General features: G+C 46.0%; 25 protein-coding genes and 1 tRNA gene. 12 read left to right on the forward strand and 14 right to left on the reverse strand.

All coding sequences use genetic code 11. The annotated features are described in order from the left end of the window. Window positions 1-454: 454 nt before the first annotated feature. The 3 genes from ACR42C_RS04650 to ACR42C_RS04660 are packed head-to-tail and all read left to right on the forward strand — an operon-like array spanning window position 455 to window position 4,301. Window positions 455-1,687 (forward strand): HsdM family class I SAM-dependent methyltransferase, encoded by a 1,233-nt coding sequence (locus ACR42C_RS04650; protein WP_302378266.1) that lies wholly within the window; start codon window positions 455-457, stop codon window positions 1,685-1,687. Then, window positions 1,684-3,405, forward strand: a complete 1,722-nt coding sequence (locus ACR42C_RS04655) for an ORC-CDC6 family AAA ATPase (protein WP_058676040.1) — start codon at window positions 1,684-1,686, stop codon at window positions 3,403-3,405. The genes ACR42C_RS04650 and ACR42C_RS04655 overlap by 4 nt, the downstream gene beginning before the upstream one ends. Beyond that, entirely contained in the window at window positions 3,402-4,301 is a 900-nt protein-coding gene (locus ACR42C_RS04660; protein WP_085192983.1) for a hypothetical protein, read from the forward strand. Before ACR42C_RS04655 ends, ACR42C_RS04660 begins: the two co-directional genes overlap by 4 nt. A 534-nt stretch (window positions 4,302-4,835) precedes the next feature. Here ACR42C_RS04660 and ACR42C_RS04665 read toward each other — a convergent pair. Continuing rightward, window positions 4,836-5,093, reverse strand: coding sequence for a HigA family addiction module antitoxin (locus tag ACR42C_RS04665; protein WP_302378265.1), 258 nt, complete (start codon window positions 5,091-5,093; stop codon window positions 4,836-4,838). 709 nt (window positions 5,094-5,802) lie between these two features. On the opposite strand from ACR42C_RS04665, the gene ACR42C_RS04670 reads away from it, so the two are divergent. The 6 genes from ACR42C_RS04670 (at window position 5,803) to ACR42C_RS04695 (ending at window position 9,459) form a co-directional block, all read left to right on the forward strand. Next, window positions 5,803-6,084 (forward strand): hypothetical protein, encoded by a 282-nt coding sequence (locus ACR42C_RS04670; RefSeq protein ID WP_077258730.1) that lies wholly within the window; start codon window positions 5,803-5,805, stop codon window positions 6,082-6,084. A 281-nt stretch (window positions 6,085-6,365) separates the two neighbouring features. Then, window positions 6,366-6,719 (forward strand): conjugal transfer transcriptional regulator TraJ, encoded by a 354-nt coding sequence (gene traJ / locus ACR42C_RS04675; RefSeq protein ID WP_000218774.1) that lies wholly within the window; start codon window positions 6,366-6,368, stop codon window positions 6,717-6,719. Window positions 6,720-6,800: 81 nt separating this feature from the next. Then, window positions 6,801-7,595: a P-type conjugative transfer protein TrbJ gene (trbJ, locus tag ACR42C_RS04680; protein ID WP_479984819.1), complete on the forward strand. Its 795-nt coding sequence runs from the start codon at window positions 6,801-6,803 to the stop codon at window positions 7,593-7,595. A gap of 11 nt (window positions 7,596-7,606) precedes the next feature. Continuing rightward, the gene (locus ACR42C_RS04685) at window positions 7,607-7,780 is read left to right on the forward strand and encodes a hypothetical protein (RefSeq protein ID WP_001575473.1); all 174 of its coding nucleotides are present in this window, start codon (window positions 7,607-7,609) and stop codon (window positions 7,778-7,780) included. A gap of 2 nt (window positions 7,781-7,782) precedes the next feature. Beyond that, on the forward strand, window positions 7,783-9,177 hold the full coding sequence (gene trbL, locus ACR42C_RS04690) for a P-type conjugative transfer protein TrbL (protein ID WP_479984820.1): 1,395 nt from the start codon (window positions 7,783-7,785) through the stop codon (window positions 9,175-9,177). A 69-nt stretch (window positions 9,178-9,246) separates the two neighbouring features. After that, on the forward strand, window positions 9,247-9,459 hold the full coding sequence (locus tag ACR42C_RS04695) for a hypothetical protein (RefSeq protein WP_001460380.1): 213 nt from the start codon (window positions 9,247-9,249) through the stop codon (window positions 9,457-9,459). 21 nt (window positions 9,460-9,480) lie between these two features. On the opposite strand, the gene ACR42C_RS04700 is transcribed toward ACR42C_RS04695, so the two are convergent. From ACR42C_RS04700 to ACR42C_RS04710, 3 genes are read right to left on the reverse strand one after another with little or no spacing between them, the layout of a single operon-like run. After that, on the reverse strand, window positions 9,481-9,708 hold the full coding sequence (locus tag ACR42C_RS04700; RefSeq protein WP_138013088.1) for an antitoxin VbhA family protein: 228 nt from the start codon (window positions 9,706-9,708) through the stop codon (window positions 9,481-9,483). Next, on the reverse strand, window positions 9,695-10,585 hold the full coding sequence (locus ACR42C_RS04705) for a hypothetical protein (RefSeq protein WP_479984821.1): 891 nt from the start codon (window positions 10,583-10,585) through the stop codon (window positions 9,695-9,697). The genes ACR42C_RS04700 and ACR42C_RS04705 overlap by 14 nt, the downstream gene beginning before the upstream one ends. A gap of 9 nt (window positions 10,586-10,594) precedes the next feature. Further along, window positions 10,595-11,668 carry a site-specific integrase gene (locus tag ACR42C_RS04710; protein WP_049097211.1) on the reverse strand — a complete coding sequence of 358 codons (1,074 nt, stop codon included), beginning with the start codon at window positions 11,666-11,668 and terminating at the stop codon, window positions 10,595-10,597. 25 nt (window positions 11,669-11,693) lie between these two features. Between ACR42C_RS04710 and ACR42C_RS04715 the strand changes: the two genes are divergently transcribed. After that, a tRNA-Ser gene (locus ACR42C_RS04715) sits at window positions 11,694-11,805 on the forward strand. Window positions 11,806-12,139: 334 nt separating this feature from the next. Here the strand turns inward: ACR42C_RS04715 and ACR42C_RS04720 are convergent. The 10 genes from ACR42C_RS04720 to ACR42C_RS04765 form a co-directional block, all read right to left on the reverse strand. Next, window positions 12,140-12,376, reverse strand: a complete 237-nt coding sequence (locus ACR42C_RS04720; protein ID WP_479984822.1) for a hypothetical protein — start codon at window positions 12,374-12,376, stop codon at window positions 12,140-12,142. After that, a complete protein-coding gene (locus ACR42C_RS04725; protein ID WP_479984823.1) occupies window positions 12,377-12,994 on the reverse strand; it encodes a GIY-YIG nuclease family protein in 618 nt (205 codons plus the stop codon). A gap of 136 nt (window positions 12,995-13,130) precedes the next feature. Then, entirely contained in the window at window positions 13,131-13,877 is a 747-nt protein-coding gene (locus tag ACR42C_RS04730) for a class I SAM-dependent methyltransferase (protein WP_166712672.1), read from the reverse strand. Window positions 13,878-13,887: 10 nt separating this feature from the next. After that, a complete protein-coding gene (locus ACR42C_RS04735; RefSeq protein ID WP_028012097.1) occupies window positions 13,888-14,145 on the reverse strand; it encodes a YjhX family toxin in 258 nt (85 codons plus the stop codon). 240 nt (window positions 14,146-14,385) lie between these two features. Beyond that, window positions 14,386-16,323, reverse strand: coding sequence for a putative bifunctional diguanylate cyclase/phosphodiesterase (locus ACR42C_RS04740; protein ID WP_479984824.1), 1,938 nt, complete (start codon window positions 16,321-16,323; stop codon window positions 14,386-14,388). A 17-nt stretch (window positions 16,324-16,340) separates the two neighbouring features. Continuing rightward, window positions 16,341-16,835, reverse strand: coding sequence for a putative pterin-binding protein (locus tag ACR42C_RS04745; RefSeq protein ID WP_116341701.1), 495 nt, complete (start codon window positions 16,833-16,835; stop codon window positions 16,341-16,343). 798 nt (window positions 16,836-17,633) lie between these two features. Beyond that, window positions 17,634-18,218 carry a cytochrome b gene (locus ACR42C_RS04750; RefSeq protein WP_163330393.1) on the reverse strand — a complete coding sequence of 195 codons (585 nt, stop codon included), beginning with the start codon at window positions 18,216-18,218 and terminating at the stop codon, window positions 17,634-17,636. Then, window positions 18,215-19,288: a catalase family peroxidase gene (locus ACR42C_RS04755; protein WP_479984825.1), complete on the reverse strand. Its 1,074-nt coding sequence runs from the start codon at window positions 19,286-19,288 to the stop codon at window positions 18,215-18,217. Before ACR42C_RS04755 ends, ACR42C_RS04750 begins: the two co-directional genes overlap by 4 nt. Before the next feature lie 328 nt (window positions 19,289-19,616). Then, window positions 19,617-21,401, reverse strand: coding sequence for a diguanylate cyclase (locus tag ACR42C_RS04760; protein ID WP_479984826.1), 1,785 nt, complete (start codon window positions 21,399-21,401; stop codon window positions 19,617-19,619). 113 nt (window positions 21,402-21,514) lie between these two features. Next, on the reverse strand, window positions 21,515-22,624 hold the full coding sequence (locus ACR42C_RS04765; protein ID WP_116341693.1) for an AI-2E family transporter: 1,110 nt from the start codon (window positions 22,622-22,624) through the stop codon (window positions 21,515-21,517). A 348-nt stretch (window positions 22,625-22,972) separates the two neighbouring features. Between ACR42C_RS04765 and mmuP the strand changes: the two genes are divergently transcribed. Further along, complete coding sequence (gene mmuP / locus ACR42C_RS04770; RefSeq protein WP_479984827.1) at window positions 22,973-24,373, forward strand: S-methylmethionine permease; 1,401 nt, start codon at window positions 22,973-22,975, stop codon at window positions 24,371-24,373. After that, a complete protein-coding gene (gene mmuM, locus ACR42C_RS04775; RefSeq protein WP_479984828.1) occupies window positions 24,360-25,292 on the forward strand; it encodes a homocysteine S-methyltransferase in 933 nt (310 codons plus the stop codon). Before mmuP ends, mmuM begins: the two co-directional genes overlap by 14 nt. Window positions 25,293-25,335: the final 43 nt, after the last annotated feature.

Below are 25,335 nucleotides of genomic sequence, written 5' to 3' on the forward strand. Positions count from 1 at the left end.
TGTGGCAGGTACAGTGAGATTGTGTGTGGCTCAATGCAAGAGTATGCTAACAGCATGTGTTACCTTGTAGTCATACCTGTTTTGTCTTTTAAGCAATATTGCTACTTTGATGGCTGCTGGTTACGGATGTTATTAGTTTAGTTCACCGCCTCAACTGTGAGGTCGAGAGGATGTCGCGACACCTTTAGGTATTGTTTCTCGATTGATTGCTATCATCCCTGAAATGGCTATCAAATTTTCAGCTGTAATCGGCAGAACACACGCACTATGGTTACGTATATAAGGTGCTTATGACCTAGACTATGAGAAAAACGGTCGACCTATCTGTGTTGAATACAAGTTATAAGCCTGCTACTTTACAAGGTATTAATAAGTAGTTTATGTGGCATTAAACGCCGTATATTGTAAAATGTATCAATGATTACACTTTATTCTGTATCTTTATCATAACACTATGAATTTATTGGACATTAATCTGAAGAAATCACTTGGAAAGTACTTTACCCGTGATCTAATAAGTGATTTGTTAATTTCTTCTTTGTCAATCGAAGAACCTAATTCAGTTTTGGATTTGGGAAGTGGTGATGGATCGCTGTCCAAGGCTGCAGCAAGACGGTGGGATAAAGCAAATTTTTTCACGGTTGATATACATGTTCATACAGCTATCAATGAGAAAGAAACCACTCAGCCACTAACAAACCACAAGCATTTTTTACTCGATGCTCTCGAACCTACCTTGGTCAGTAGCATGGGGATCAATCATGAGGCTTTCGACCTAGCACTCTGCAACCCCCCCTTTGTGAAACCCAAATGGAATAAAAAACATTTAGAATTTCTAGTCTCATCAGGCTATTCACCTGATATAAAAGGTGTAATGAATGTTTCTGCAGAAGTTTTTTTTATAATTCAGAATTTGCTTTTTTTAAAAAAAGGCGGAAAGCTTGGCATAATTATTCCTGATGGATTCATTAGTGGGGAAAAAAGTAAAAGTTTTAGAGAATACCTTTTGTCTAAAAATTCAATCGATAAAGTCATTAAGCTACCAAAAAATGCTTTTATCGGTACGCATGTACAAGCTCATATTTTAATAATTACCAAGGGGCGTGTTAAAGATGATATTTCAATTGAGACACTTTCATCATTGGGTTGTCTTAAAGAAAAAATCATAATAAATAGAGATGACGCTGTGGAATCATTGGATTATGACTTTCATAAGCATAAAAAACCCTTGAGCATTATTTATAAAACCTTGGGTGAGATAGGGTGTAAGCTATACCGAGGTCGATACAACTCTAAAGAGTGCAGGGAATCAAAATTTCCAATTTTTCATACCGTTGACTTTAAAAGTCATGAGAGATTTATTTCTTTTGGCAGTACTGAAATTGACATGAAGTCAATTGGTGAAAATCAAATCATAGCAGAGGAAGGTGATATTCTCCTGTGTAGGGTTGGAAGAAATCTCGCTAGTAAAATATCATTAGTTACTGCGGGTAAAATGCCAATTTCCGATTGCATTTATAAACTATCTGTCCCCCTTGAATGGAGAGAAATAGTATTTGATTTTCTATGTAGTGAAAAGGGACGATTATCGCTACAAGCTAGATCAAAAGGAACAGGGGCTATGTATTTAGCTAGGGAAATGCTTCTCAATCTACCAGTGCAACATGCTGAATTGGAAAAGAAATGAACAACAATACACAAGACTTATTAGAAAAAGCCATTGAGCAAAGAGCTGACTTCATACCATATGATGAACTTAAAAACGAAACTTCTGAGTCAGACTATTTCAATAAAATAATTAATAATCTTATTGGAAAAAAAACAGTTTTAATTGTTGGCCCACGTGGTTGCGGCAAAACACATATGATGCGCTACACTTCTCTATTGTGTAAAGAAGACTCAGCCAAACCTTTTGCTGTTTATGTTTCCTTTAATAAATATTATCGCTTAGAACCTCTGTTGACATCTAAAATTGATGCCATAGAACTATTTCATTCTTGGATGTTAGCACAAATTTTAGTTTCAGCAAAAAATGCACTGATAGATTTAGCAATTGAAGAAAAACTAATATTAGATCATTTCGAAGGCTTCAGTGTAGGTGCATTAAATTCTTTGATTACTCAATTAGAGAAAGGAGCTGCATTAAATGAAGATGAGCAAATTGTTGCTCGAAAGTTATCAGTATCCAATGTAAAGATAACTCTCGAAAACCTTAGGGTGTTAAGTGGTAGAAAAAGAATAGTACTTTTATTTGATGATGCTGCATTAACACTTACTCCTGATTATATGAAGGAGTTTTTTGATGTATTCAAAAATTTAAAAAGCATAAATATTACACCAAAGGCCTCTGTTTATCCGGGGACTACAGAATATGGTGCCCGATTCCATCCAACTCAAGAAGGTGAGCTTTTACCTGTCTGGTTATCCGTCGAAGATGATTCATACATCGAATCGATGGAGAAGATTGCAAGTAAAAGGATTTCAAATTTTCAAGATATACCTAAAGACGTTAATGAATATATTAAAATGGCCTCTTTTGGAATTCCTCGAGCCTATTTGAATATGTTGCAAGAGTACCAAAATGGAGACTTTAAGACTGTACAACAGGGCTTAAATAGGCTAATTCAGCAAAACATTGAAAATAGAATAACTGAATTTAAATCAATATCATTTAAATCCCCGAAGCTAAAAAATATCATAGAAGTTGGAGAGGTTGTATTTGATAGGATTTGTCAGGACTTGAAATCCGCCAACAGTGAGGCTCTTGGTAAACAGCAGAAGCAGATAAAGATTGGCATCTCAAATATTGATAAATATCCATTTGTCGAGAGGATGTTTAATTTACTTATTGAAGCGGGGCTGCTATACGAAGTTCCTGAAAATGTTTCTCATGGTAATATGAGAGATTATATTCGGTATATCCCACACTTTTCTGCTTTACTAAATAAAAAAATCTTCTCTGAAAATGACAGAGGATTTTCTGTTAAGAAAATAATTGAAAAAATCAACCTCCCCTCATCAAAACACCCATTAAGACGTTCTGTTTCAACCCTTATCAAAAAAGACACTCTAAACTCTCTTACTTTTAACTTACCGAAGTGCTCTGCCTGCGGAAAAGATAGAATAAATACAACGCAAAAGTTTTGTCATAATTGTGGCGCTGAACTTATTTCGGCTTCTACATTCGAGCAATGTATGTCTCTTCCTTTACACGATGTACCTGGGTTAACAAATTGGCAGATAAGTAAAATTAAAAATGAAATCTCAAAATTTAAAAACATCGGCGATTTTTTGTCATCTCAGGATCCAAGCAAGGAACTAAGAAAAGCTCAACGTATAGGTGTAGTTCGAGCGGAAAAAATCATAAATTTAGTTTTAGGCTATGTTGACGAGTTTTTACAATGAATAATGCTATCCCTATTTTTTCAGAAATCGTGACAGTTCAAGCTATAACTCAGTCAGTTAATACTGAAGAGTTATTTGATCGAAATCATAAAGAAACAAACATTTCACCAATTGATGCATTCTTGACTAATGTCAATAAGATAAACATGCTATGGGTCTCAGAAGAAGAAATATCTTCAGAAATGGCTAATATAGTTTTTCTTGGGTATATGTCTGCTGTTGAAAGCTATATTCGAGCGCTTGTTAGAGGGCTTATTCAAATCGATGCACTTTCTCAAAAGATTGCATCTGTAAAAGAAATAACTTTTGGCGCTGCTTTACATCACTCTAAGGAATTGCTCCCTGAAGCGCTTATGGACGAGTTTTCATTTACACATAGTGATAACATTAAAGAAACTTTTAAAGAGTTGCTAGGCATTAGAATAGGATTGAATAATCAAACTGAACTTGAATTCAATAACATTTGTCAGTTAAGACATTGCTGCGTCCATAGATTTGGTAAATTAGGTGCAAAAAATGCAATGAAATTGGGGATTGAAAAACATAATTCTCTATTTGAAAAGCCAATGAAACTTTCAGTGGAAAATTTAAATTTAATAGCCAAGAATTTAAGATCTATAGTTAAGCAGATTAACAACTCTACTTATAAAGAAATAATGATTAGGACCTTTCCGGTTCCCAAGAATAAAGAGCAGCGAAAAGAATTTGAGCAGCAGGGAATTAAAGTTATATGGAAAAAAATTTACGCAGATGATAAAGCTTTATTTAAGCTATATTATAACTTATTCGCTACTAAAGTTGATGCTATAAAATCTGACACAATGCATAATAGTTATAAGTCTTTTATGGCTAGCCGTAACGCTGAGTTAGCTCTCAAAGCCGCCTCTAACGCCTAAATTATAGGTGGCCATGTTATAAAAGACTTGGTCACTTTTAATTATGTTATTGGTTGGCTCCACGTTAAACAACGCAAAGTTATGACATCAACGTCAGCTCCCGGCACATAGCAGTCATTCAGGTTTATGACAAATAGCTCAACACTTCCGCATCTGAGCGGTCGAATTTTATTGGCGATGGTCGAGTAATCTGCAAATGGGGAGTCAAGTTAAGTGCAACTACGTATCCACTAGTATTTTCAACTAATTATATGTAAGATTTTAACGTCTAATGTAGGATGTCCCATTCGGTCCAGAGTGCCAAAACAAAAAAGCCCGATCTTACCAGTCGGGCTTCTTTATGTCGGTTTTCAGTGTCGCCTGTACCACTGCTAAAATGATTTGTCCGGTCAGGGCTGTGTTCCATCATCCAGGATACGATTTTTTAACCCTCAGTCCTCCTATTGTTATCTTATTTTAATAAGTCACTAGTAATACATGAGTATTTTTCAAAGCAAATTATGCATTACGATTAAGAAATCTAATTGAATACCCTTACTTTTGTTTATTAAACCATGTCTTATATAGCTCTTGCAGTTTCATCCAAAAAGATGCATCTGTGTTGAAAATTATCGAGAGTTGAGTAGCTTCTTCATGAGTTATATCTCGCTCATTTTTAATTATTTCCCACATTTTTTCATATGTTGTATCCATCAGTTCAGCAAGTCTTGCGGGAGGCATATCCAACGGTTTCAAGAATTCATCGTATAAAATCTCTCCGACAGTTGAAGGTGCAGCATTTATCGTCCTCATATCTCCCCCTTTTTTTCAAACGTCATAGAATTCCTTGTAGTAATTTGTTTAGCTAAACAAATCAGCGAGTAAGGTTAGTTGAAGTATTGTTCTTACTAAAATTCGATATATCCGTTGTCAGAAATGAAAAATTTACCAACAGTGTTTGTTATAAAGGTTAGCTAACCAAATTTCTAAATCATGTACAACCCCTTGTTGTTTACATTTTGTTTCATTTTATTTGTAGCCATTTAGTTTAGCTAAACAATTTATATTTATCTTGTATAAGCTGTGTATTTATCCACAGATTCTGTTAATAATGTTGTGTATAACCTGTTTCTTTATTTTCTATATTATTGACATATGAAGTAGGGTTTATTGACATTTGAAGTAGAGTTTCATGACATATGAGGTACGCTACTAATCAAAAATTATCATAATAAACAATTAAATGTATCTCTTTTCCACACCCTTCTAACCAGATCTTTAACCCTATATATAACCAAAAAGATTAAAAGAATTATTAAAACCTTAGCGTCGTTCAAAAAACGCCTAAAAAAACAAATTTCCTGCAGAATAAGAACCCACTGAATAAAAAACTCTGTTGACATAATTATTTTTGCCAGTAAGTTTTAATTATTCTCAATTCATAACGTTGGTTTGCAAATTTTAGCAGCTAAAATTTTAGCCGCTAAAATCCTCTAATTTTTACTGAGAGATAGGTTCTTCGATGAAATCAGTTATGCCAGAACTTATAACCGTTGAAGAGTTGGCTTTTGCGTTAAAGAAAACCGTAAAAAGTATACGCAGTGATGCAACGCGAAATCCAAAATGTCTGCCACCAAGGTGCCGTCTTCCAGGTAATAAACGCCTTCTCTGGCGTAGAGAAGATGTCAAGGACTGGATAGATAAATCCGTTGAGTCAAAGAAAGAGAATGATGATATATCGAAAGAGATAAATAAGTCTCAAAGGAAACGTGGCAGACCACCAAAGCTCAAGCCGCAAGAATAAAAATATTCCTTGGGGTATTCAAATAAGTTTCCTTTCAATAAACACATATGCTGCACACTTTTACACGACTAATCCTGCACAAATGCTTTAGGAAAACACACTGAGTACACAGTAATACACAATACGTACACAGATTCACAACGGCAAATGTAGGGCAGGACATGTAAAGTAGGCCCACCGTAAACGGTGCTTCTACTTTACCTTCCCTTATTCGCAGCTGAGCTGCTCAACGGAGTCCTGCTCTGCGAGGCTGATCGGCTACCGCCTGTATGGAGAATGATATGACCGTTTCTCAGACTAGAAAAAATAGTACACCAATTAAAGTTTATTGTTTGCCAGATGAAAAAGCGCAAATCCAGGAAAATGCAGAAGCATCTGGCTTAAGTGTAGCGAGTTTCATTCGTAAAGTAGCAATGGGTTATCAGGTTGAGTCTATGGTAGATATTGAACAGGTTGTAGAGCTTAGCCGAGTAAATGCTGATCTTGGTCGACTTGGTGGGTTACTTAAACTGTGGTTAGCTAACGATCCACGCACAGTTGATTTTTCACCCTCATTGATAAAAACGTTGCTTGCTAAAATAGAATCAACCAGACAAGAACTAAGAAATATTATGGATAGAATCTTGGATAAATAAATTTATGGTTTCCTAAATATCTGTATTTGTTAAAAGTACGAGTTTTCAATATTAATAATCAGTTAAATTTGAGGTGGGCAAATGAAGTTAATGCTCCGAGTGTTTTCATCACTGAGAGGGATTTTAGCAGCTAAAAAATCATTAGCAGCTTCCTTCCTGGCGTCCATCATGGCATTACCGGCGACAGCCGGTATCCCTGTAATCGATGGTACTAATGTGGTGCAGACCACAATCAGCGCAGTCAACAACGTTCAGGCTGTGGCAAAACAGATCCAGCAGTACCAGACGCAGCTGCAGCAGTATGAAAACATGCTCAAAAATACAGTCGCACCTGCAGCCTATATCTGGGATCAGGCCAATTCGACCATCAACAAATTGTTGCAGGCGCAGGACACCCTTAATTACTACAAAAACCAGGCCGGGAGTCTTGATTCATATCTGAGACGTTATCAGGACGTGAATTACTACCGCTCATCACCGTGCTTTAACAGTAATGTTGAATGTACTGCGGATGAAATTAGCGCACTGCGCAAAGCTGAACAGAACAGCTCTGAGGCACGTAAAAAGGCCAATGACGCTGTATTTAAGGCTCTTGACGAACAGCAGGAAACACTGCAAAGCGATGCTGACAACCTTGCAGATTTGCAAACGCAGGCAACCGGCGCACAAGGGCAAATGGAAGCTATTCAGGCCGCTAACCAGCTTGCTAGTGCTCAAACGAACCAGTTGCTGCAAATCCGCTCGCTTTTGGTAGCTCAGCAAAACGCTGCAGCAACACTGGCACAGGCTGAGGCTGATAAAGAAGCCCAACAAATAGTCGCTGATGAAAAAGCGTTAGCTGGCGAGAACACACCAAGCCCGAAGCGAATTTGGTGAGGGAGAGCTGAATGAAAGATAAACTTTTGGTCATTTTTATTCTAATAATTTCATTAATTCTATGCTCTTGCGATAAAAAAGATGAAGATTGTTTATCGACGCCAGAGAATAAATTGAACGAACATAACTACGATAAATGTGCCCTGCGTGGCAATAACAATCCTAGCCCTAAGCGAGAATGGTAATTATGAGAATAGTAAGCAAGCTCACTTTTTTAGGAATGGTTTTTTTGTTTTCTGTAAATGCTTATGCTGGTCAATTAGATAGTAGCGGATTACTGGATACGTTATTAGATAAGTTTCAGCAAGTAGCCAGCACATGGTCATTAGTAATTGGTGATTATGCAAATTGGCTCTTCTGGGGGCTGGTATTAATAAGTATGGTTTGGACATTTGGTATGTTGGCGATGCAAGGGGAAGGTTTAATCAGTGCACTTGCAGAAATAGTTCGTTTTTTTGCCGTGATTGGTTTTTTTTATTATCTTTTAATCAACGGCCCAGCCATATCACAATCTATAATTAACTCAATGAGACAACTTGCAGCAAATGCTTTAGGAACAAGTACTGGTATTTCACCCTCCAGCATAGTGGATATGGCTTTTGTGATATTAACAAAGGTCAGTTCAGCAGCATCAATTTGGTCTCCAATGATTTCGACCATTATGATAACCGTCGCGATAATAGTATTAGTAGTAATGGCGCTTATCGCGATAAATATGCTAATAATGTTAGTTTCTGCATGGGTGTTGTGTTATGCAGGAGTTATTTTGCTTGGGTTTGGTGGCTCGAAATGGACTTCTGATATAGCAATAAATTACTTACGCACAGTATTATCGATTGGTATTCAGTTATTTACGATGACATTAATCATTGGGATTGGGCAATCATTTATAGATCAGTATTTTTCTATTATTAAAAATGATATTCCTGATCTTAATAGTCTTATTGTTTTACTTCTGGCGTCAATTATTCTTTTAGTATTGACGAATAAATTACCGTTGTTGTTATCAGGCGTTGTTGGAGGAGCGTCCTTACAAGGGATCGGTGGTTTTGGAGCAGGTATGATTACTGGCGCTGCTACTACTGCAATCAGTGGCGCTGGGGCAATGGCAATGAGTGCTACAGCTCAAGTCAGTGGTGGTGCTTCCGCTCTAAAAGCAGCATTTGAATCTGCACAAGCGGCGATGGCCGAAGAATCTGGTTCTGGTGATAAAGGTGGTTCAGGTGGAGGATTTGGCGGAGGGGAAGATACCGGTTCCGTAGATACTTCTGGAGGACAACCATCAGGCGGTTCCGGTGGTTCTTCTGCAGGGAGTAATACAGGTAGCGTCAGCGGAGGAAGCCAGGGGTTTGCTTCATCATTCTCACGAGTTGGCCGCATGGCTTCTCACATGGCGAGCGGGCTGTCTAACGGAGCTTCGGAGTATCAGATGATGAAGGGAAGTACTAATTCTATCCGAAGACAACAGACCGTTGGTGGGGAAATAGCGAATCAAATACGTAAACACACAGCCGATCGTCAGACTAACCACGAACAGGATGAGTTTGAGGGTGATAGTTTAACAGGCAGTAAAAAATCTTGATTTAGGCGCGTCAGTTAGCGCGGTAACGTTAACTGACGCTTCCACTAAACGCCTGTAAGGAGGTGGATAATGGCTGATTATAATAGCTTTGTTTTGGAAGGAATAAAAATTATTTTTGCCGATAACAACAAGGAGTTTATTAAAGAGATTTGTGAACCATTGATAAATATTCTTTGCATCGAAGAGTATTATTCTGCTACCGGAATTTATAATTATGATGATGCTGATGTGCAAACTGAGTTGCTTAAAAATGCATTAAGGGACTATAAAATAGCTCACTAGTGAGAAGAGGCTAACTAAATGTTAGCCTTTTTTATTTTGATTTTTAGATTGTTCAATGTGATAATTTAATACTTCTCTCTTTGCCTCTTCATAGGTTAGCTCTCCATTGATCACCTTATTTTTTATTTCATTAAAAAATGAGGAGCCTTTAGGATCTTTACTTGATAAAAAAAGACTGGCTTCAGCCCTCCGAAAAGCTTCTTTCCTTGCTTTTATAGAAAATGAATTTGCAGGGTTATTTTTGTTCATAAGTTGAAGTGCCCTTATTATTTATATTCGAGATGTTTTTATCTACAAGCGTTAGTCTTAACTCCGAGAATTTATTTCCTGATATTCTATAACACTGATTTTCATTTTTTTCAATATAAAGCGATTTGCTTTCTGAGCTATCACATGTCGTAGATGTTCTTGCATCAAGAAAAATAAACTTTTCTTGAAATCTTTCAATATATTTCATTGCTGTCATGCTAATAATAAAAAGAGCAACTGACACAGCAAAAAGGGATAAGCCTGATACTAAACGATTAAAATTAAATTTCCTTTTAATAACTAACGAACTGGCTAGATTGACCATGTTATAGGGGACCATAATTATGAGTCCTATTAATAATATTTTTTCAGGAAGATTGTTCATTTGCATATGATGTTGAGCCAAGTTTCCAATATATACTGATATCATAGAGGATATTACTACTTTTGCTGGGGATACATCTCGCAAAAATATGTATATATAGACTGTAATTGCACAAATCATTGCTCCTATTGGAAATGAGAGCATGAAAGCATAAGCTAATGTCGAGTAATTAAGATTTTCTGGGACTATACCATAAGCTATGTCAAGCTTAAACTTTGCGATCCATAAGCATACGGAATATGTAAAGCCAGTTACGCCCCATTTAACTACTGCATTATTAAATACTTTATTTAATAAATCACGATATCCTATGTATACACTGGTTAATAAAGCTATGGATGATAGGAAAATTGGAGCGGCAACGTATATATTTTCTAGCCATAATGGGTTTTCTACAATCAAGTATCCAAAAGGTATTAAGTATATTATAGCCAATAGTTGAGGGTTGTTTAATTTTGGTGATGCATCAACTAACTTATTTTTATAATCCATACAACGTCCTTATTTCAACTTTAACGCCAAATCTTCAGCTTTTGGATGATAATACCGCATTAGCATTCTTGGATCTTTATGTCCTGTAATTTTGGTTAGTTCATGCATAGGGAAAATTTCAGCAAGTCGAGAAGTTGCTTCATGTCGAAGGTCATGAAATCTTAAATCTTTAAGGAAAGATTCCTCACATAATGAGTTTGTTTTCTCGTATCGTTCTCTGGCTCGTTTTACAGCTCGGTCAAAAGCTCGGGTAATCGCGTCTGCACGCATATCAAAAACCTTATCAGCAGCTGGCTTAGAATGTTCCTTGAGACTGGACAGTATCGTAATGGCTTTCGTTGATAAAGGGACATCGCGGGCATTACCATTCTTAGTATCCGGCAGATGTGCAACTCGCCGATCAAGATCGATAAAGCGCCATCGAAGCTCTGCGATTTCGCTACGGCGCATGGCTGTCTCTAACGCCAGAAGAATGATTGCTGGCAATACTAATGAATGTGTTGCGGCGATGATATGTTCGATCTCGTTGGCTATTTCCTTTCCTGACGTAACACCGGTTTTCTCAGAAACTACAGGCAGCGCTTCCAGGCGTCTGGTCCTGGAGTTCTTGGGTTGGGGTTTGCGAATGGCCTCTACGGGGTTCAGCAGGCTCTCCATGCCCCATTCTTTCCGCGAAACATTGAATACATGAGAAAGTAAGGCCAAACGCCTTAAAACGGTTGCAGGAGCATAAATTTTCAACCATTCATCTCTTAGCTTGGCGACATCGGCACTCCTGATGCTGGCCATATAGTTTTTCGCCAGCTGAGTGCCTTTTAGTATCCGCACCAATGATCGGTCTTGCACTGCCCCTTTTTTGTCGGGAACAATCTCTTTTTCATATCGCGTTAGGGCTTCATACAATGTCGTAGATTCCGCTTCGCTGCGGCTAAGCCAAACTCCTCTCGCCATTTCTGACTCGATCATTTTGGCCCAAGCTTCTGCTTCTACTTTGGTGTTAAAGGTTTTGGTTTGAGAGGGAAAACCTCGTTTACGGATTTGAGCTTCCCATTGGTAGTTACCACGTTTGCGTATAGTCGCCATTTCTGTCTGATTCCTAACGAACTGTGGCAATATTGTGGCAAAAAATCCATTTAAATTCGATAGGTATTGATTTTACAAGATCAATTTACGCATTCGTAATGCGAAGGTCGTAGGTTCGACTCCTATTATCGGCACCATTTCTTCCTCATAAGTCTATAATTCCTCTAATTTATAAAGCTTTATATACACAGCTAGCGGTAGTGCTTTCAGATAAGAGTGTGACAGAAGCGGAAACGCTGAATACCCTGTTACCGGGTGAGCCTGGCATTTTACTCGGAGCGGTAGAAATGGCCGGTGCAATGGCATTATGTATTGCTCGAAAACTGACTGGATTGATGAAGGCATGATGTGATGTCATTGCAACTTAAATTCTTACCCGGCGTTGGAAAAACGTTGGACGTTTTTTGGGTTTCTTGATGACCGTGCGTCGGTTTGCCTTTGAATAGCAATAAGTGTTGCGGCATTAGCAACTTAAGCCTCGTCTTCACTCTGTAATATCTCACGCAGGATGCGGCTCGATTCCAGTATCGGCAGATCTTCCATTAATAACGACGATCTCGATGGCAATTTATTAAACAAGCGCTCCGTTTGCGAGGCGAGATAGGCCACCAGAGGATGTGCGTCAGGGTCGGCTGAAATCAACTCCACGTTGTATTGCGTGATCGTGCCTTCACCAAAGACCCCCGAGCAGTAGTTGGTCCCGCCCATTTATCTGAAGTCTTCAATAAAAAAGCTGAACATATGCATTATTTTGTGAATGTCGCGTTGGTTAGTACGGTTATCCGCTATCCGAAACAGTATGGTATTACCTTCAATGTCATATTGATAACGAAGGCGCTGCTGCTTAAACAGCAAGATAAGCAGTAAGCGATTTATCCTGCTGAACTGTTCCGTCACCCTGACAACGTTGCTAATCATTGCATCTGACCGCTTTTTCATTTTCCCGTGACGGTGCGCCGCGCTTTTACCGGGGCGAAGCTGTGGCTTTTCGATCCCCTGCAGTAGCTGAGCATTAATGACGCCATGCTCAATAACGTAATGAATATGCTTAATTGCGGGCTCCAGCGCCTCAATGGAAAACAGCTCGGTATAGCCGTCGCCGGCATCAATACCCGTTTGATATTTGGCCAAAAGAAAATGCAGCATTTTCTCCAGCTTAAAAACCTCGGACTGCGGCAAGGCAATACGGTAAGAATGGGCATAATCCACATCGCCCCAGAACCGTTTTAGCGACTGAATTCGGTTATAGATGTTGTTGGCTTTACCCACTTTCATCATTTTTTTGGCCGGGAAAAGTAATAAATAGAGAAAAGAAGGGGTGTCCATAAGGCGCCTGTGATTACGGTAACCGAAAAAGCAATGATAGAAGTTTTTCATGTCAGGCGTAGCGCAGCGTTCACAACGCTGAGCGCTTCCTGCCTAAGGCGGTATAGCCCCAAAAGGCTATACCACTCGTTCCCTCCTATCGTGCAATTAACGCAAACACGCCCCAGCCAACATATTCCCTTGTGTAAGCCACGTGGCGCTTGGGCGCTACCGTCAGCTCCGCGCGCACCTCCTGTGCAAAATCATCGTCGGGGTTGTGATCCAGCCAGCGGCGCATTGTCATCCATTTCGCGGCTTCGTATCTGTCCCAGCCCTCCTGGTCTGCCAGCACCATTTCGACCAGGTCATAACCCTGCTGATCGAAAGACGCGACGAGATCGGGCAGGGTGAGAAAGTCTGCGGTGGACGAGACGCCGCAAGCCCGAGCCGTCTCCTCCGTTGCGGGAACCTGTCGCCAGTAAGGTTCGCCGATGAGCATGGTTCCCCCAGGCTTAAGGCTTTGTGCCAGCAGGTCCATCGTCCCGGCAACGCCGCCCGCAATCCACGTGGCGCCAACGCAGGCCGCCACGTCGCATTGTTCATCAGCCACGTAGCCTGCCGCGTCGTTATGAACAAAATGGACGCGTTCGCTGACGCCGAGCGCCTCTGCGCGCCGCGTTGCCTGCGCGGTAAAGAGCGGGCTCATGTCGATGCCGATACCAGTAATCCCGTAATCACGTGCCCAGGTGCACAGCATCTCTCCTGAGCCGCTGCCGAGATCGAGAATGCGTGCGCCTGGCTTCATGCGTAACACGCGCCCCAGCGTGGCGTACTTTTCTGGCGTGAAGGGGTTATGAATGCGATGTTCGCTTTCGCTAATGGTAAAAATACGTGGGATATCCATCATCCTCTCCTTAACGATTATCAGGCTGGGCACGGACGTTATTCAGCCCGGTGGTATTGATGCGGTAGGGCTGACCGTTCACGGATTTGATCAGCTTTTTGGTTTTGAGTTTTTTGAAGACGGCGAGCGTGCAGTCGCTGAGCAGCAGACCTTCGCGGCTGTAGCATTCAACGGCGGTGACGCGGCCGGACGTATCGCGGACGTGCACAATACGGCCACCTTTGGCGAGAACGTGTAAGGTACGCTGTTCCTGACGGGATAAATTCATACTGGAAAACCTGTTTCATCATCATGTGCAAAACGTGCAAACACACAGCGGTGTCCGCATTCGATTTCGGCGCAGTGATAATCAGTCCGGCCTGAAAAGGTCGGGGAAACTGATTATCGGATGATGACATTCTCCAGCATCAAAGCCTCGGGTTGAGTAGAAAGGTATTTACGGGGTGAATGGTAACACCGGGTTATTGTATGTGAATACCCAGAGCTGAAAAGTGTGATCCCGGTAGGATCACACGGTACCGTTTTTTATTTTTCTGTCGATTTCAGCCTGCGGCTTGCCGAAAAGATAGCCCTGCACGAGATCGCAGCCCAGCGCCTGAAGGCGTTCAAGCTGCGCTTCGGTTTCCACACCTTCTGCAATAACCCGCATATTCAGGCTCTTTGCCATGCCGGTAATCAGTTTAACGATATTAAGCGCATCATCCTGCGTGGATATCGGATTCACAAAGGATTTATCTATCTTAATTTTATCAAAATTCAGTTCACTCAGTCGCGAGAGCGATGAATATCCCGTTCCGAAATCATCGATGGAAATTTTGACACCCAGTGCTCGGAGTTTTTTGAGAATAGTGATCGGCATGTTGCTGTCACTGAAGAGCGAAGACTCTGTTACCTCTAACTCAAGTCGGCTGGCCGGCAGGCCTGTCTCTTTCAGGATGGACTGAACCATCGTCGTAAACGATTTTGTGCCTAACTGAACGGGTGAGACGTTCACCGAGATTCTGGCCGGCACCGCCCAGGACACCGCTTCCCGGCAGGCAAGTTCAAGCACATTTTTGCCGATCTCATTGATCATGCCGGTTTTTTCAGCAACAGAAATAAAGTAATCAGGTGACAATATCCCCTTCACCGGGTGTATCCAGCGAATAAGCGCTTCATAGCCGTAAATTTCATTGCTGAATGAATCGACAATAGGCTGGTAATAAACAACGAATTCATGGTTATCGATCGCGAGAGCCATATCATGCTCAAGGGTTCTGCTTTCCTGCAGCTTCTGCAGCATCCACTGGCGGAAGACTTTTATCTGCTGTGAGCCCTCTTTTTTGGCTTCGTAGAGGGCAAGATCGGCGAATTTATAGAGATAATCCGAGCGCCGTTCATTATCAGATAAAACGATACCCACACAGGTGGCAATTTTTATCAGCTGGTTATTAATCGTGTAGGGCTGACTGATACGATCGCTGATCTCTTTAGCGCGCGAAACCGCAGCGCTTTCGGTCAGGCCGCTCGAGAGAAGTGCAAATTCGTCACCGCCCAGGCGGTAAAACGTATCTGTCGCGTTGCTCATTGAGGTAAGCCGTCGGGATACCTGATTCAGCAGTAAATCGCCCGCATCATGGCCATAGGTATCGTTGACCTCTTTAAATCGGTCTAAATCAAATAACATCACCGTAACAGGGGTATGGTTTTTATCTGCCTGAAGGTTAATTTTATTGAGGTCGTCCCAGAAGAAAAGACGGTTTTTCATGCCGGTGAGGGAGTCATGATACACATCGTATTCCAGCTTCGAATTCTGGATTTGCAGCGTTTCTTTTGACAGCTGAAGTTCGTCAGCGAGGGTTTTCACCTGCATATGGGCTTTAAGGATATTTTTATTCTGGTAGATCATTAAGAATCCCAGAATAAAGCTTAATATCACCAGCAGTAACGAAAGTGCTGAGTAAATATAATAAAGAATCTGTATTTTATGGTTGGATTCATTAATCGTGTTAATATCTTTTGTTAACGCACTTGAAGACAGTTGACTTAGCGGCGCGTCGAGCAGGTGCATATTTGCCAGGTATTTTTTTAACTCTGCATGGCTCATTTTTTCCAGATTACTGTCCAGATACGCCAGTATTTCTTCCAGGCGTGCAGCAAGCTCTTGATGCGTTTTATCGCTCCCAATATAGCGGCCTAAATCTCCTCCTTTCAGCAATTCGCCCTGGCTGAGCATAATTTCGAGACGCATGCGGGCCTGGTCTATCGTAACGTCATCGGTATCGGTTGCGTATAGACCAAGCCATGATTCAAATCGGTAATACTCGGATACCAGTTGAGCCACGGACCAGGACTCGGTGTAATGAGTTAATTTTTGCAGCTCTTGCTGACGATCGTAAACAAGAAAGGCAATATATCCCGTCGTGATAAAAAGAGAAAAAATGATACCAACCAGTATCCTGTTCATTATGTTCTCCTGAACTGCTACTCAATCTTCATTTTGCTAACCTGCCATGCTGAACGCGAGTAATAAATCTGATTATTCAACTCAGGAAGACTGTCATAAGGGTATACAATGAATGAGGGTCCTTTATCGCGGATGCGCATATATTCGCCATTAATCTTTAAGGCAAGAATGGCATTATATTTTTTAAAATCACTAAGAGGTATAGCGGTAGCGTAATCATTGAGCGCAATCACATTTACGTTAGTCCCTTTTGCCCCAACATAATCCATGAGCTTGCTCATTGGAACACCCTCAAACTTCGTGCGGCCCGTATACCAGGGAGAGGTCGTCTCGAAGCTCACCATACCCAGTTTTTCAAGGCTGGCGAGATCAAACACTGCTTTTCCAGCTTCGTTCGTATTTTCTATATTACCGTAAATCGTCAAAATGGGTTTTCCCGCGGGTTTCGGCAACTCACCCGCCCAGGCTAAACTCTGAACCAGACAGCATACCAGCATTAGGGTTAATCGCATTATGGCCTCCACTTTTGAACAGAAGTATATGAATTATAATTTAGTAATCCTACTAGTTTATATATTTTGTTGAGCCACCCTTATCTTTGCAGTGGTTTTCTTTTAAATTTCTTACTAATCATATGGTTAGCGTGTTTTTGCAATGGTGGGAGTAAGGGGCCTTAAACGCGTCATTTTTTTTAGATACGCTGGCTTTACTTGAATAAACTCTCTGGCGTTTAAAAAACGATCGTTTTTATTGACTCTCGTTTTTCTCTCCGCAGATTCATCTGTGATACAAACCCTTTAAACGTACTTAACGCCTGAAAGCGGTGCCGTTATCCGCCCGGGCAGGCGCCGGGATGCTACCCGCTCATGCGCTATGCTATCCTGCTAAATCGTGCCACTGCATACCTGACAACGGGGCGACAGGCGACAGTCTTTTTTTAGAAGTTTGTTGGGTGCGCGAACAGTAATCTTTATTTGTCACGCCTGAAATTATGACCTGACTTTGTACCGACGGCGAAAGAGTAAAAATGTCGTAGAGCTGCTTCCATTTTTCCAGGAAAAATCTTAGACCTTCGTCTGTGGATATTATCCATTTCTTTAATATATCAGTCGCGTTTATTCTGGCAGGGGAGCCCCGGAATGTTCGGAATAATATCGGGAGTGTCGATAATATTTTCATGGTATTTCAAGGTGTACCCAGAGCGAAAACAATATGCCTCGCTCAGGTTGCTAAATGATGCGCCACCCGATTTCCATCCGGGTAGCGAACAGGGGAATTAAACAAACGGACGCGGTTGGGCGATGGCGATGTTAGCGCTCTTGAGGCGGCTGACTCGCCGATTTGCCACTTTTCGCCATGCTGGCAAAAACGCTGTCCCGGTAGATCCAGGCATGAACTAATGCGGCTGAAATATGTAAGAGCACCACGGCAAAAAGGAGTTTCGCCAGAAGGCTATGGGCATCGTGGCACCATGCGAAAAGCGTTGGGCTTGTTGGCACAATCGGTGGGAGGTTAAAACCCTCAAACATAACGACGGGCAAGCCTGCTGCCGACAGCTGCGCCCAGCCCAAAAATGGCATTGCCAGCATGAGCGCATACAGCAGCCAGTGCGACGCCTTTGCCGCAAATACCTGCCAGAAGGGCAAATCTGCAGGGAGCTGGGGGGGCTGGCTACGCAGGCGGTTCATCAGACGGAGCAGCGCCAGCAGTAGTATGGCAATCCCCAGAGGGCGATGCAGGTCGATTAGCGCTATCCGATGATGGAGCGTCGTCATCATTGCCGTACCAATGAACAGCATTGCCAGAATCATCGCCGCCATGAGCCAGTGCAGCCCTCGAGCCAGCGCGTTGAAATGCTGGGGCGTTTTTTCTTGTCCTTCACGGTTCGGGTTCATTTAACCTCCTGCATTTGAACGGCCTCGGTTGCCTTGCCGTAGCCAATTTCCCGCTCGCGGCGGCTGAAAGAGTGTGAATACGCGGCAGAACGCGCGTTCAGGACAGGATCGGCAGACACTTCCACACCCGCTGGAACCGTCGATGGGTCGAAGTTAACGTCGCGGCAGGGACCCTCTGCCTGGGCTTCCACCTGCGTTACCTCCAGCGTTCCGGCCACTATTTGCTTGCGATCGTTCGGCCACGGCTGGGAAGGGTCATCCACCGGGTCACCCGGCTGCGCGAGCTGAAGAACGAAATCCCAGTAGAGTGGTTTCTGAGCAAGTCTCTGGCTGACGCCCTCGAACATGGCGTTGCGATCGGCTGTCTGACGCTGCGCCTCGCTCAACGATATAAAAGGATCGTGCGGGCGCATCATCCAGCGCACCGCCTGGCGATTACCGTGGGCGTCAACAAGGTAGAAGGCGTTAATGCTGTAGAACGTTGCGCCAGCAAAACTGCCGGGTGCGGGTTTTTGTGCCGCCCATTTAAGGTATTTCGCTGCTTCCGGATAGGCTTTTAAGAATGCAGCGAGCCGCTGCGGATCCGGTTTGCCGGTTGCTGCATCTGGCGCGGTTGCTTTGCGAAGAGCCAGAAAGCCTTCTGGATCCCGGGTGGCAAAGTAGGGCTCGTTGTTCATCGCCATACGCCACTGCTGTTTGTCGTCTGTGCTGAACATCAGTGCCATGCTCAGGGTTTTCGTTGAGTTATCCGCCGCGTAGGGGTTGCCAGTGCCAATAGAGAACCGGCCGACAACGCGCGTTTCCGTTTGTGAAAAGAGACGCGCAGTAGACAGTGACCTCGCAGCTCCTTCAGGAACGAAGTTTCCGGTAAAGCACATCCCTTTGCCGTGCGCACGGCGAAATCCAGGAGGAAACGGCGTTGGCGTTTCCGGGACTAATGTCTCGCTGATGGTGCGTGAACCAAGCCAGCCCGCCGTCCACGCAAATGCGGAAGCCATCGCCCCCGCGATCGCGGCAATTAAGGCCAGCGCTCCCCAGGTTTTTTTGGATCGTAAATCCACTTTAGACATAGACGTTTTTCCATTGTGAAGAATAATGCCTGCCACGCTCACAATCTTCTGCGCTGCATGCATTAATACAGGGGTAAAGATGAGGCGATTATTTTTTTATAATCGCGGTAACATTAACGCCGTGGTTAATATGCCAGAGGATATTTTTATGATGAGGCGGCCACCTACGCGCTAAATAATAACGGACTGAAAAGTCAGTATTTTTATAACGTGCGTTTGTCCGCTCTGAGAAGAGTATATGAGGTAAACCCGATCAAAAAAGAATATCACGAAAAGTTTATCATTTTCTGATACCCGACATTCTTGCGTCTGCCACCCGGCGGGTGGCCTAGCCCGCCTCCAGCATCCCAAAACTCACAATTCGCGAGCGTCCCAGCTCTTTCGCCCGGTACAGGGCCACGTCCGCGGCGCGCAGCAGGTTGTCGCTCTGAGCATGCTCTGGATAGCTGGCGATGCCAATCGACACGTCCACCGGCCCAATCTCGGTCAGCCCGTAGCGAAGCGACAGTTCATGCACGGCGTTGTAGATCTTCTGCGCGCAGGCGTGCGCCTCTGCTTCACCGGCATTGGGAAGCAGAACCAGAAACTCCTCACCCCCGTAGCGGAAAGCCAGCCCGCTGTCGTGCGCGGCCCGCTGAACAATCGACGCCACGTTTTTGATCACCCCATCGCCGGCCTCGTGACCAAAGCGGTCATTGATGCTTTTGAAGTGATCGATGTCGATCATCATGCAGCTTAACGGCTCGCCGTTGCGCATGGCCTGCGTCATTTGAGTATGCAGGGTATCTTCCAGATGATGACGATTACGCAGGCCGGTAAGCGGGTCAAATAAGGCTTTTTCCAGCAGCGCGTCGCGCAGGCGCTGGTTTGCCAGCGCCAGCCCGAGCGCCTCGGCCATCAGTTCCAGATACGCGCGGGAAGGGGCATTTTCCGGGGTGATGTTCTGGAACGAGAGCAGGCCAATAGCCTCTCCCTGGGCGATAAGCGGCACGCACAGCGCGCTTTCCGCCTGTGACGCCGGGAGATGATAGCAGGCGACATCCGGCTCACCGTTAACCGGCGGGTGGCTCTGACCGCGACGCACGGCCCAGCACGCATCGGGGTGGAACGTGGTCTCATCACCGGTCGGTGAAAGCCATTGGGCGGCGCAGCGCATTTGCCACGGATCGCGATCGAAAACGTAGAGCCGTCCCGCTATACCCGGCGCGATGTTGGGAGCAAACATCTCAGCCACGTTAATGACATCGTTAAAGTTTTCACACCCCTGCAGCCGCTGCGTCATGCGCGCCAGCAGCTCGCGGATGGCCCAGTCGGCGTCGCGCTCTTTTTCCAGCCGCTGTCGCGCAAGGCCGTTTTCGCGGAAGATGCGGATGGCCTGAGCCATATCGCCTATCTCATCAACCTGGGTGAAGTTCGGGGGTTGGACGGCGTAATCCTGTGATGCCAGACGATGAACGACGTCGCTCAGGCGTACCACCGGACGCAGCACGCGACGCTTGAGGATAAAGCCCATCACAAACAGGAAGAGCACGGCGGTCAGTCCGACCATCACCTCTGAAGCGGTACGAAGCGCTTTTGACGTTCTGGTGGCAGCCTGCACGTCGGCGATAATGCGCTTGTCCAGCAGCAGGCGAAAGCGGTCGATGTTACTCTGCGCCCGCTCTAATTCCAGTTCATAACTTTTACCGAAGAGTAACGCAACGGCTTGCCGATCTTCGCCCCGGGTGATGCCGTCAATGGCTGCCTGTTGCTCATCCTGCAGTTCGTCAACAATCTTCAGTCCGTCATACAGCAGCGCCAGCTCCTCACCCGATGCTCCCATGTTTTTGAGCTGCTGCAGCGTATGTTCAATATTCTTCAGTTCAGCTTCTTTCGCCTGATATTTCTCCAGCACATCAGGCTCTTTTTTAATGGCGTAAAGTCGCGCCAGATCAGAGAGCATCCAGGCGTCTGTTTCGATCTCTTCCGTAATCTCATCAAACACTTGCCGTTGTTTTACGGCCTCACGTTCTATGTTGTCGGCATGGGAAGCCATCACCATGACGATGCCGGAAGCAATGGTCAGGCACACCGTGACCCCATAAGCCCAGTTTGTGATCGTGGCGATTCGCACCTGTTGGTTTCCTCTACGGCAAAAATGGAAGAACGTTCTTTCAGATTATAGAAAACCTCTGATTCAGAGCGAAAAAAAAGGCGGCACAGCGCCGCCTTTCAGAACGCCTGTTCTTACAAATCAGGAGAGTTTTTTCCCTCTTCGATGAAATCCGCGTCCAGCTCTTCGGCGTTGCCTTCGTGATCGCGTCCGGAGAAGAGGTTCCAGCAGGCGATAAACAGCGCGGCAATAAGCGGCCCAATCACAAAGCCGTTAATGCCGTACAGCTCCATACCGCCGAGGGTAGTGATCAAAATCAGGTAGTCCGGCATTTTGGTGTCTTTCCCCACCAGCAACGGGCGCAGGATATTGTCCACCAGCCCGACGATTATCACGAAGAAGCCGACAATAAACAGCCCCTGCCACAGCTGGTGCGTGGCGAACAGGTAGATGGCGGCTGGCACCCAGACAATCGCCGAGCCGACGGCGGGGACCAGCGAGAGGAACGCCATCAGCGCGCCCCAGAGCACGCTGCCGTCGATGCCCGCGATGGCAAACGCGATCCCGCCGAGCGTGCCCTGAACGACGGCCACTACCGCCGTTCCTTTCACCGTCGCCCGGGAGACGCCGACAAACTTGGCGAACAGGTGCTGTTTAACAAAATCGGACAGCGGCAGGGAGTCGAGGATCTGGCGCACCAGATACGGTCCATCCTTCAGGAGGAAGAACAGCAGATAAAGCATGATGCCGAAGCTAATGGCAAAGCCAAACGTGCCTTTGCCGATCAGGAACGCGCTGCCCGCCAGATACTGCCCGCCCTGCAGCGCGACGTCGGAGAGTTTTTTCTGGATCTGCGCCGCGTTAGTCAGGTTGTGGTCCGCCAGGAAGCCGCTGGCCCAGTCCGGCAGGTGGTTAAAAATGCTCGCTACCACTTCCGGGAATTGCGTGTTGTTCTCCTGGAGCTTCGTGTAAACCACGTTCAGCTCAATGGCGAGCGAGGAGAGGATCACCATCAGCGGGATGAAGACGATCAGGCAGATAATGCCAATCGTCAGCAGCGAGGCCAGCCCGTTGCGATCCCCCAGCGCGGCGCGCAGCCTGTTTTTTACCGGGTTGAAGATGACGGTCAGAATAGCGGCCCACAGTATCGCGGAGAAGTAGGGCGACAGCACGTCGAAGAAGGCCCAGGTCACAAGGGCGAGAATGAAAATAAAGAAACCTTTGGTCAGTCCGTTAAAGCGCATCAGTCAGTCCTGGTTACTAATAAACTGTGTCGACTATAGAACTGATTGTGAGAATTACCAACCTTTGCGCCGGGTGGTGGCCTGTAGGGCACTATAACGGTATGAATTCGCGCTTCACGGATAGCACTTTCGACTGACCGAAGATCGCACGCTCCCGCACCATGCTGTAAGTATCTGCTTGCGGAGGTGCTTATGGCCTGGCGTCCGATTCTCTATGTGATCCTCACAACCCACCCCAGACTCAGCGCGCGGCGCGCCCGCTTGCGTCTGGTCATCTAGCTTTTTGTTAATAATCGCGGTATAACACCTTCTTTGGATGTTTAGATGTCCATACGTATAGAAGGTAATATGCAAACACAACAAGAAAATGGGCAGCTTAAGCGCACCATGAAAACACGCCACCTGGTTATGCTCTCCCTGGGCGGCGTGATTGGGACAGGGTTGTTTTTCAATACGGGATACATCATCTCCACCACCGGTGCGGCGGGCACGCTGCTGGCGTACCTGATCGGCGCGCTGGTGGTCTGGCTGGTGATGCAGTGTCTGGGCGAGCTTTCCGTGGCGATGCCGGAAACCGGCGCGTTCCACGTCTATGCCGCCCGCTATCTTGGCCCGGCGACGGGCTACACCGTGGCGTGGCTCTACTGGCTGACCTGGACGGTGGCGCTCGGGTCGAGCTTTACCGCCGCCGGGTTCTGCATGCAGTACTGGTTCCCGCAGGTGCCCGTCTGGGCGTGGTGCGTGGTCTTCTGCGTGGTGATTTTTAGCCTTAATGTCATCTCCACGCGCTTCTTTGCCGAAGGGGAATTCTGGTTCTCGCTGGTGAAGGTCATCACCATCGTCGCCTTTATCATCCTCGGCGGGGCGGCGGTCTTTGGTTTCATCCCGATGCAGGACGGTTCACCCGCGCCGGGCTTAAGCAACCTCACTGCCGAGGGCTGGTTCCCGCACGGCGGCCTGCCGATCCTGATGACCATGGTGGCGGTGAACTTTGCCTTCTCCGGGACCGAGCTTATCGGCATCGCGGCGGGTGAAACGGAAAATCCGCACAAGGTCATTCCGGTTGCGATCCGCACCACCATCGCGCGGCTGATCATCTTCTTTATCGGCACCGTGTTTGTGCTGGCGGCGCTGATCCCGATGCAGCAGGCGGGCGTGGAAAAGAGCCCGTTCGTGCTGGTGTTTGAGAAGGTCGGTATTCCTTATGCGGCTGATATCTTTAACTTCGTGATCCTGACGGCGATCCTCTCGGCGGCGAACTCCGGGCTGTACGCGTCTGGCCGCATGCTCTGGTCGCTCTCGAATGAGAAAACGCTCCCGCGCTGCTTTGCCCGCGTGAACAAAAACGGCGTGCCACTGACGGCGCTCTCGGTTTCCATGCTCGGCGGCGTGCTGGCGCTGTTCTCTAGCGTGGTGGCCCCGGACACGGTGTTTGTCGCGCTCTCAGCTATTTCTGGCTTTGCGGTGGTGGCAGTGTGGATCAGCATCTGCGCGTCGCACTTCGTTTTCCGCCGTCGTCATCTGCAGTCCGGCCAGCCGCTCTCTGCGCTGCAGTACCGCGCGCCGTGGTATCCGCTGGTGCCGGTGCTCGGTTTTATCCTCTGCGTGGTGGCCTGCGTCGGCCTGTGGTTTGACCCCAGCCAGCGGATTGCCCTTTATTGCGGGCTTCCGTTCGTCGCCCTGTGTTATGGTGCCTACTATCTGACCCGAAATATGACATCGCAGGAGCCTGAACATGTCGCAGAATAATCCGCTTACCGCCATCCTTGAAAAACAGCCGTTTGTGGTGCTGGATGGCGCAATGGCAACGGAGCTGGAAGCGCGCGGCTGTAACCTTGCAGACAGCCTCTGGTCTGCCAAAGTGCTGGTGGAAAACCCGGATCTTATTCGCGAAGTGCATCGTGATTATTACCGCGCGGGCGCGCAGGTGGCGATCACCGCCAGCTACCAGGCCACGCCTGCGGGCTTTGCGGCACGCGGTCTGGACGAGGCGCAGTCCCGCACGCTGATTGGCAAAAGCGTGGAGCTGGCGCGCAAGGCGCGCGAAGCGTATCTGGCTGAAAATCCGCATGCGGGCACGCTGCTGGTGGCGGGATCCGTTGGGCCTTACGGCGCGTATCTGGCGGATGGCTCAGAGTATCGCGGCGACTACGTGCGTAGCGCCGAAGAATTCACAGAATTCCATCGCCCGCGCGTGGAAGCGCTGCTGGATGCGGGCGCTGACCTGCTGGCCTGCGAAACCCTACCGTCCTTTGAGGAGATTAAGGCGCTGGCGGCACTGCTGACCGAGTATCCCCGCGCCCGGGCGTGGTTCTCATTTACCCTGCGCGACAGCGAGCACCTGAGCGACGGTACGCCGCTGAGTGACGTAGTCAACGTGCTGGCAAACTACCCGCAGATTGTCGCGCTGGGCATTAACTGCATCGCCCTGGAAAATACCACCGCGGCGTTAAAACATCTGCAAAGCCTGACGGCGCTGCCGCTGGTGGTTTACCCGAACTCGGGCGAGCATTATGACGCGGTAACCAAAACCTGGCATCACCACGGCGAAGCGTGCGAGACGCTGGTGGGGTATCTGCCGCAGTGGCTGGCGGCGGGAGCGAAGTTAATCGGCGGATGCTGTCGCACCACGCCGAAGGATATTGCGGAACTGAACGCACAGCGCTGATGCCCTCACCCTGACCCTCTCCCACGGGGAGAGGGAAAAAAAC

The sequence above is a fragment of the Enterobacter sp. MG-EB028 genome, assembly GCF_056673305.1.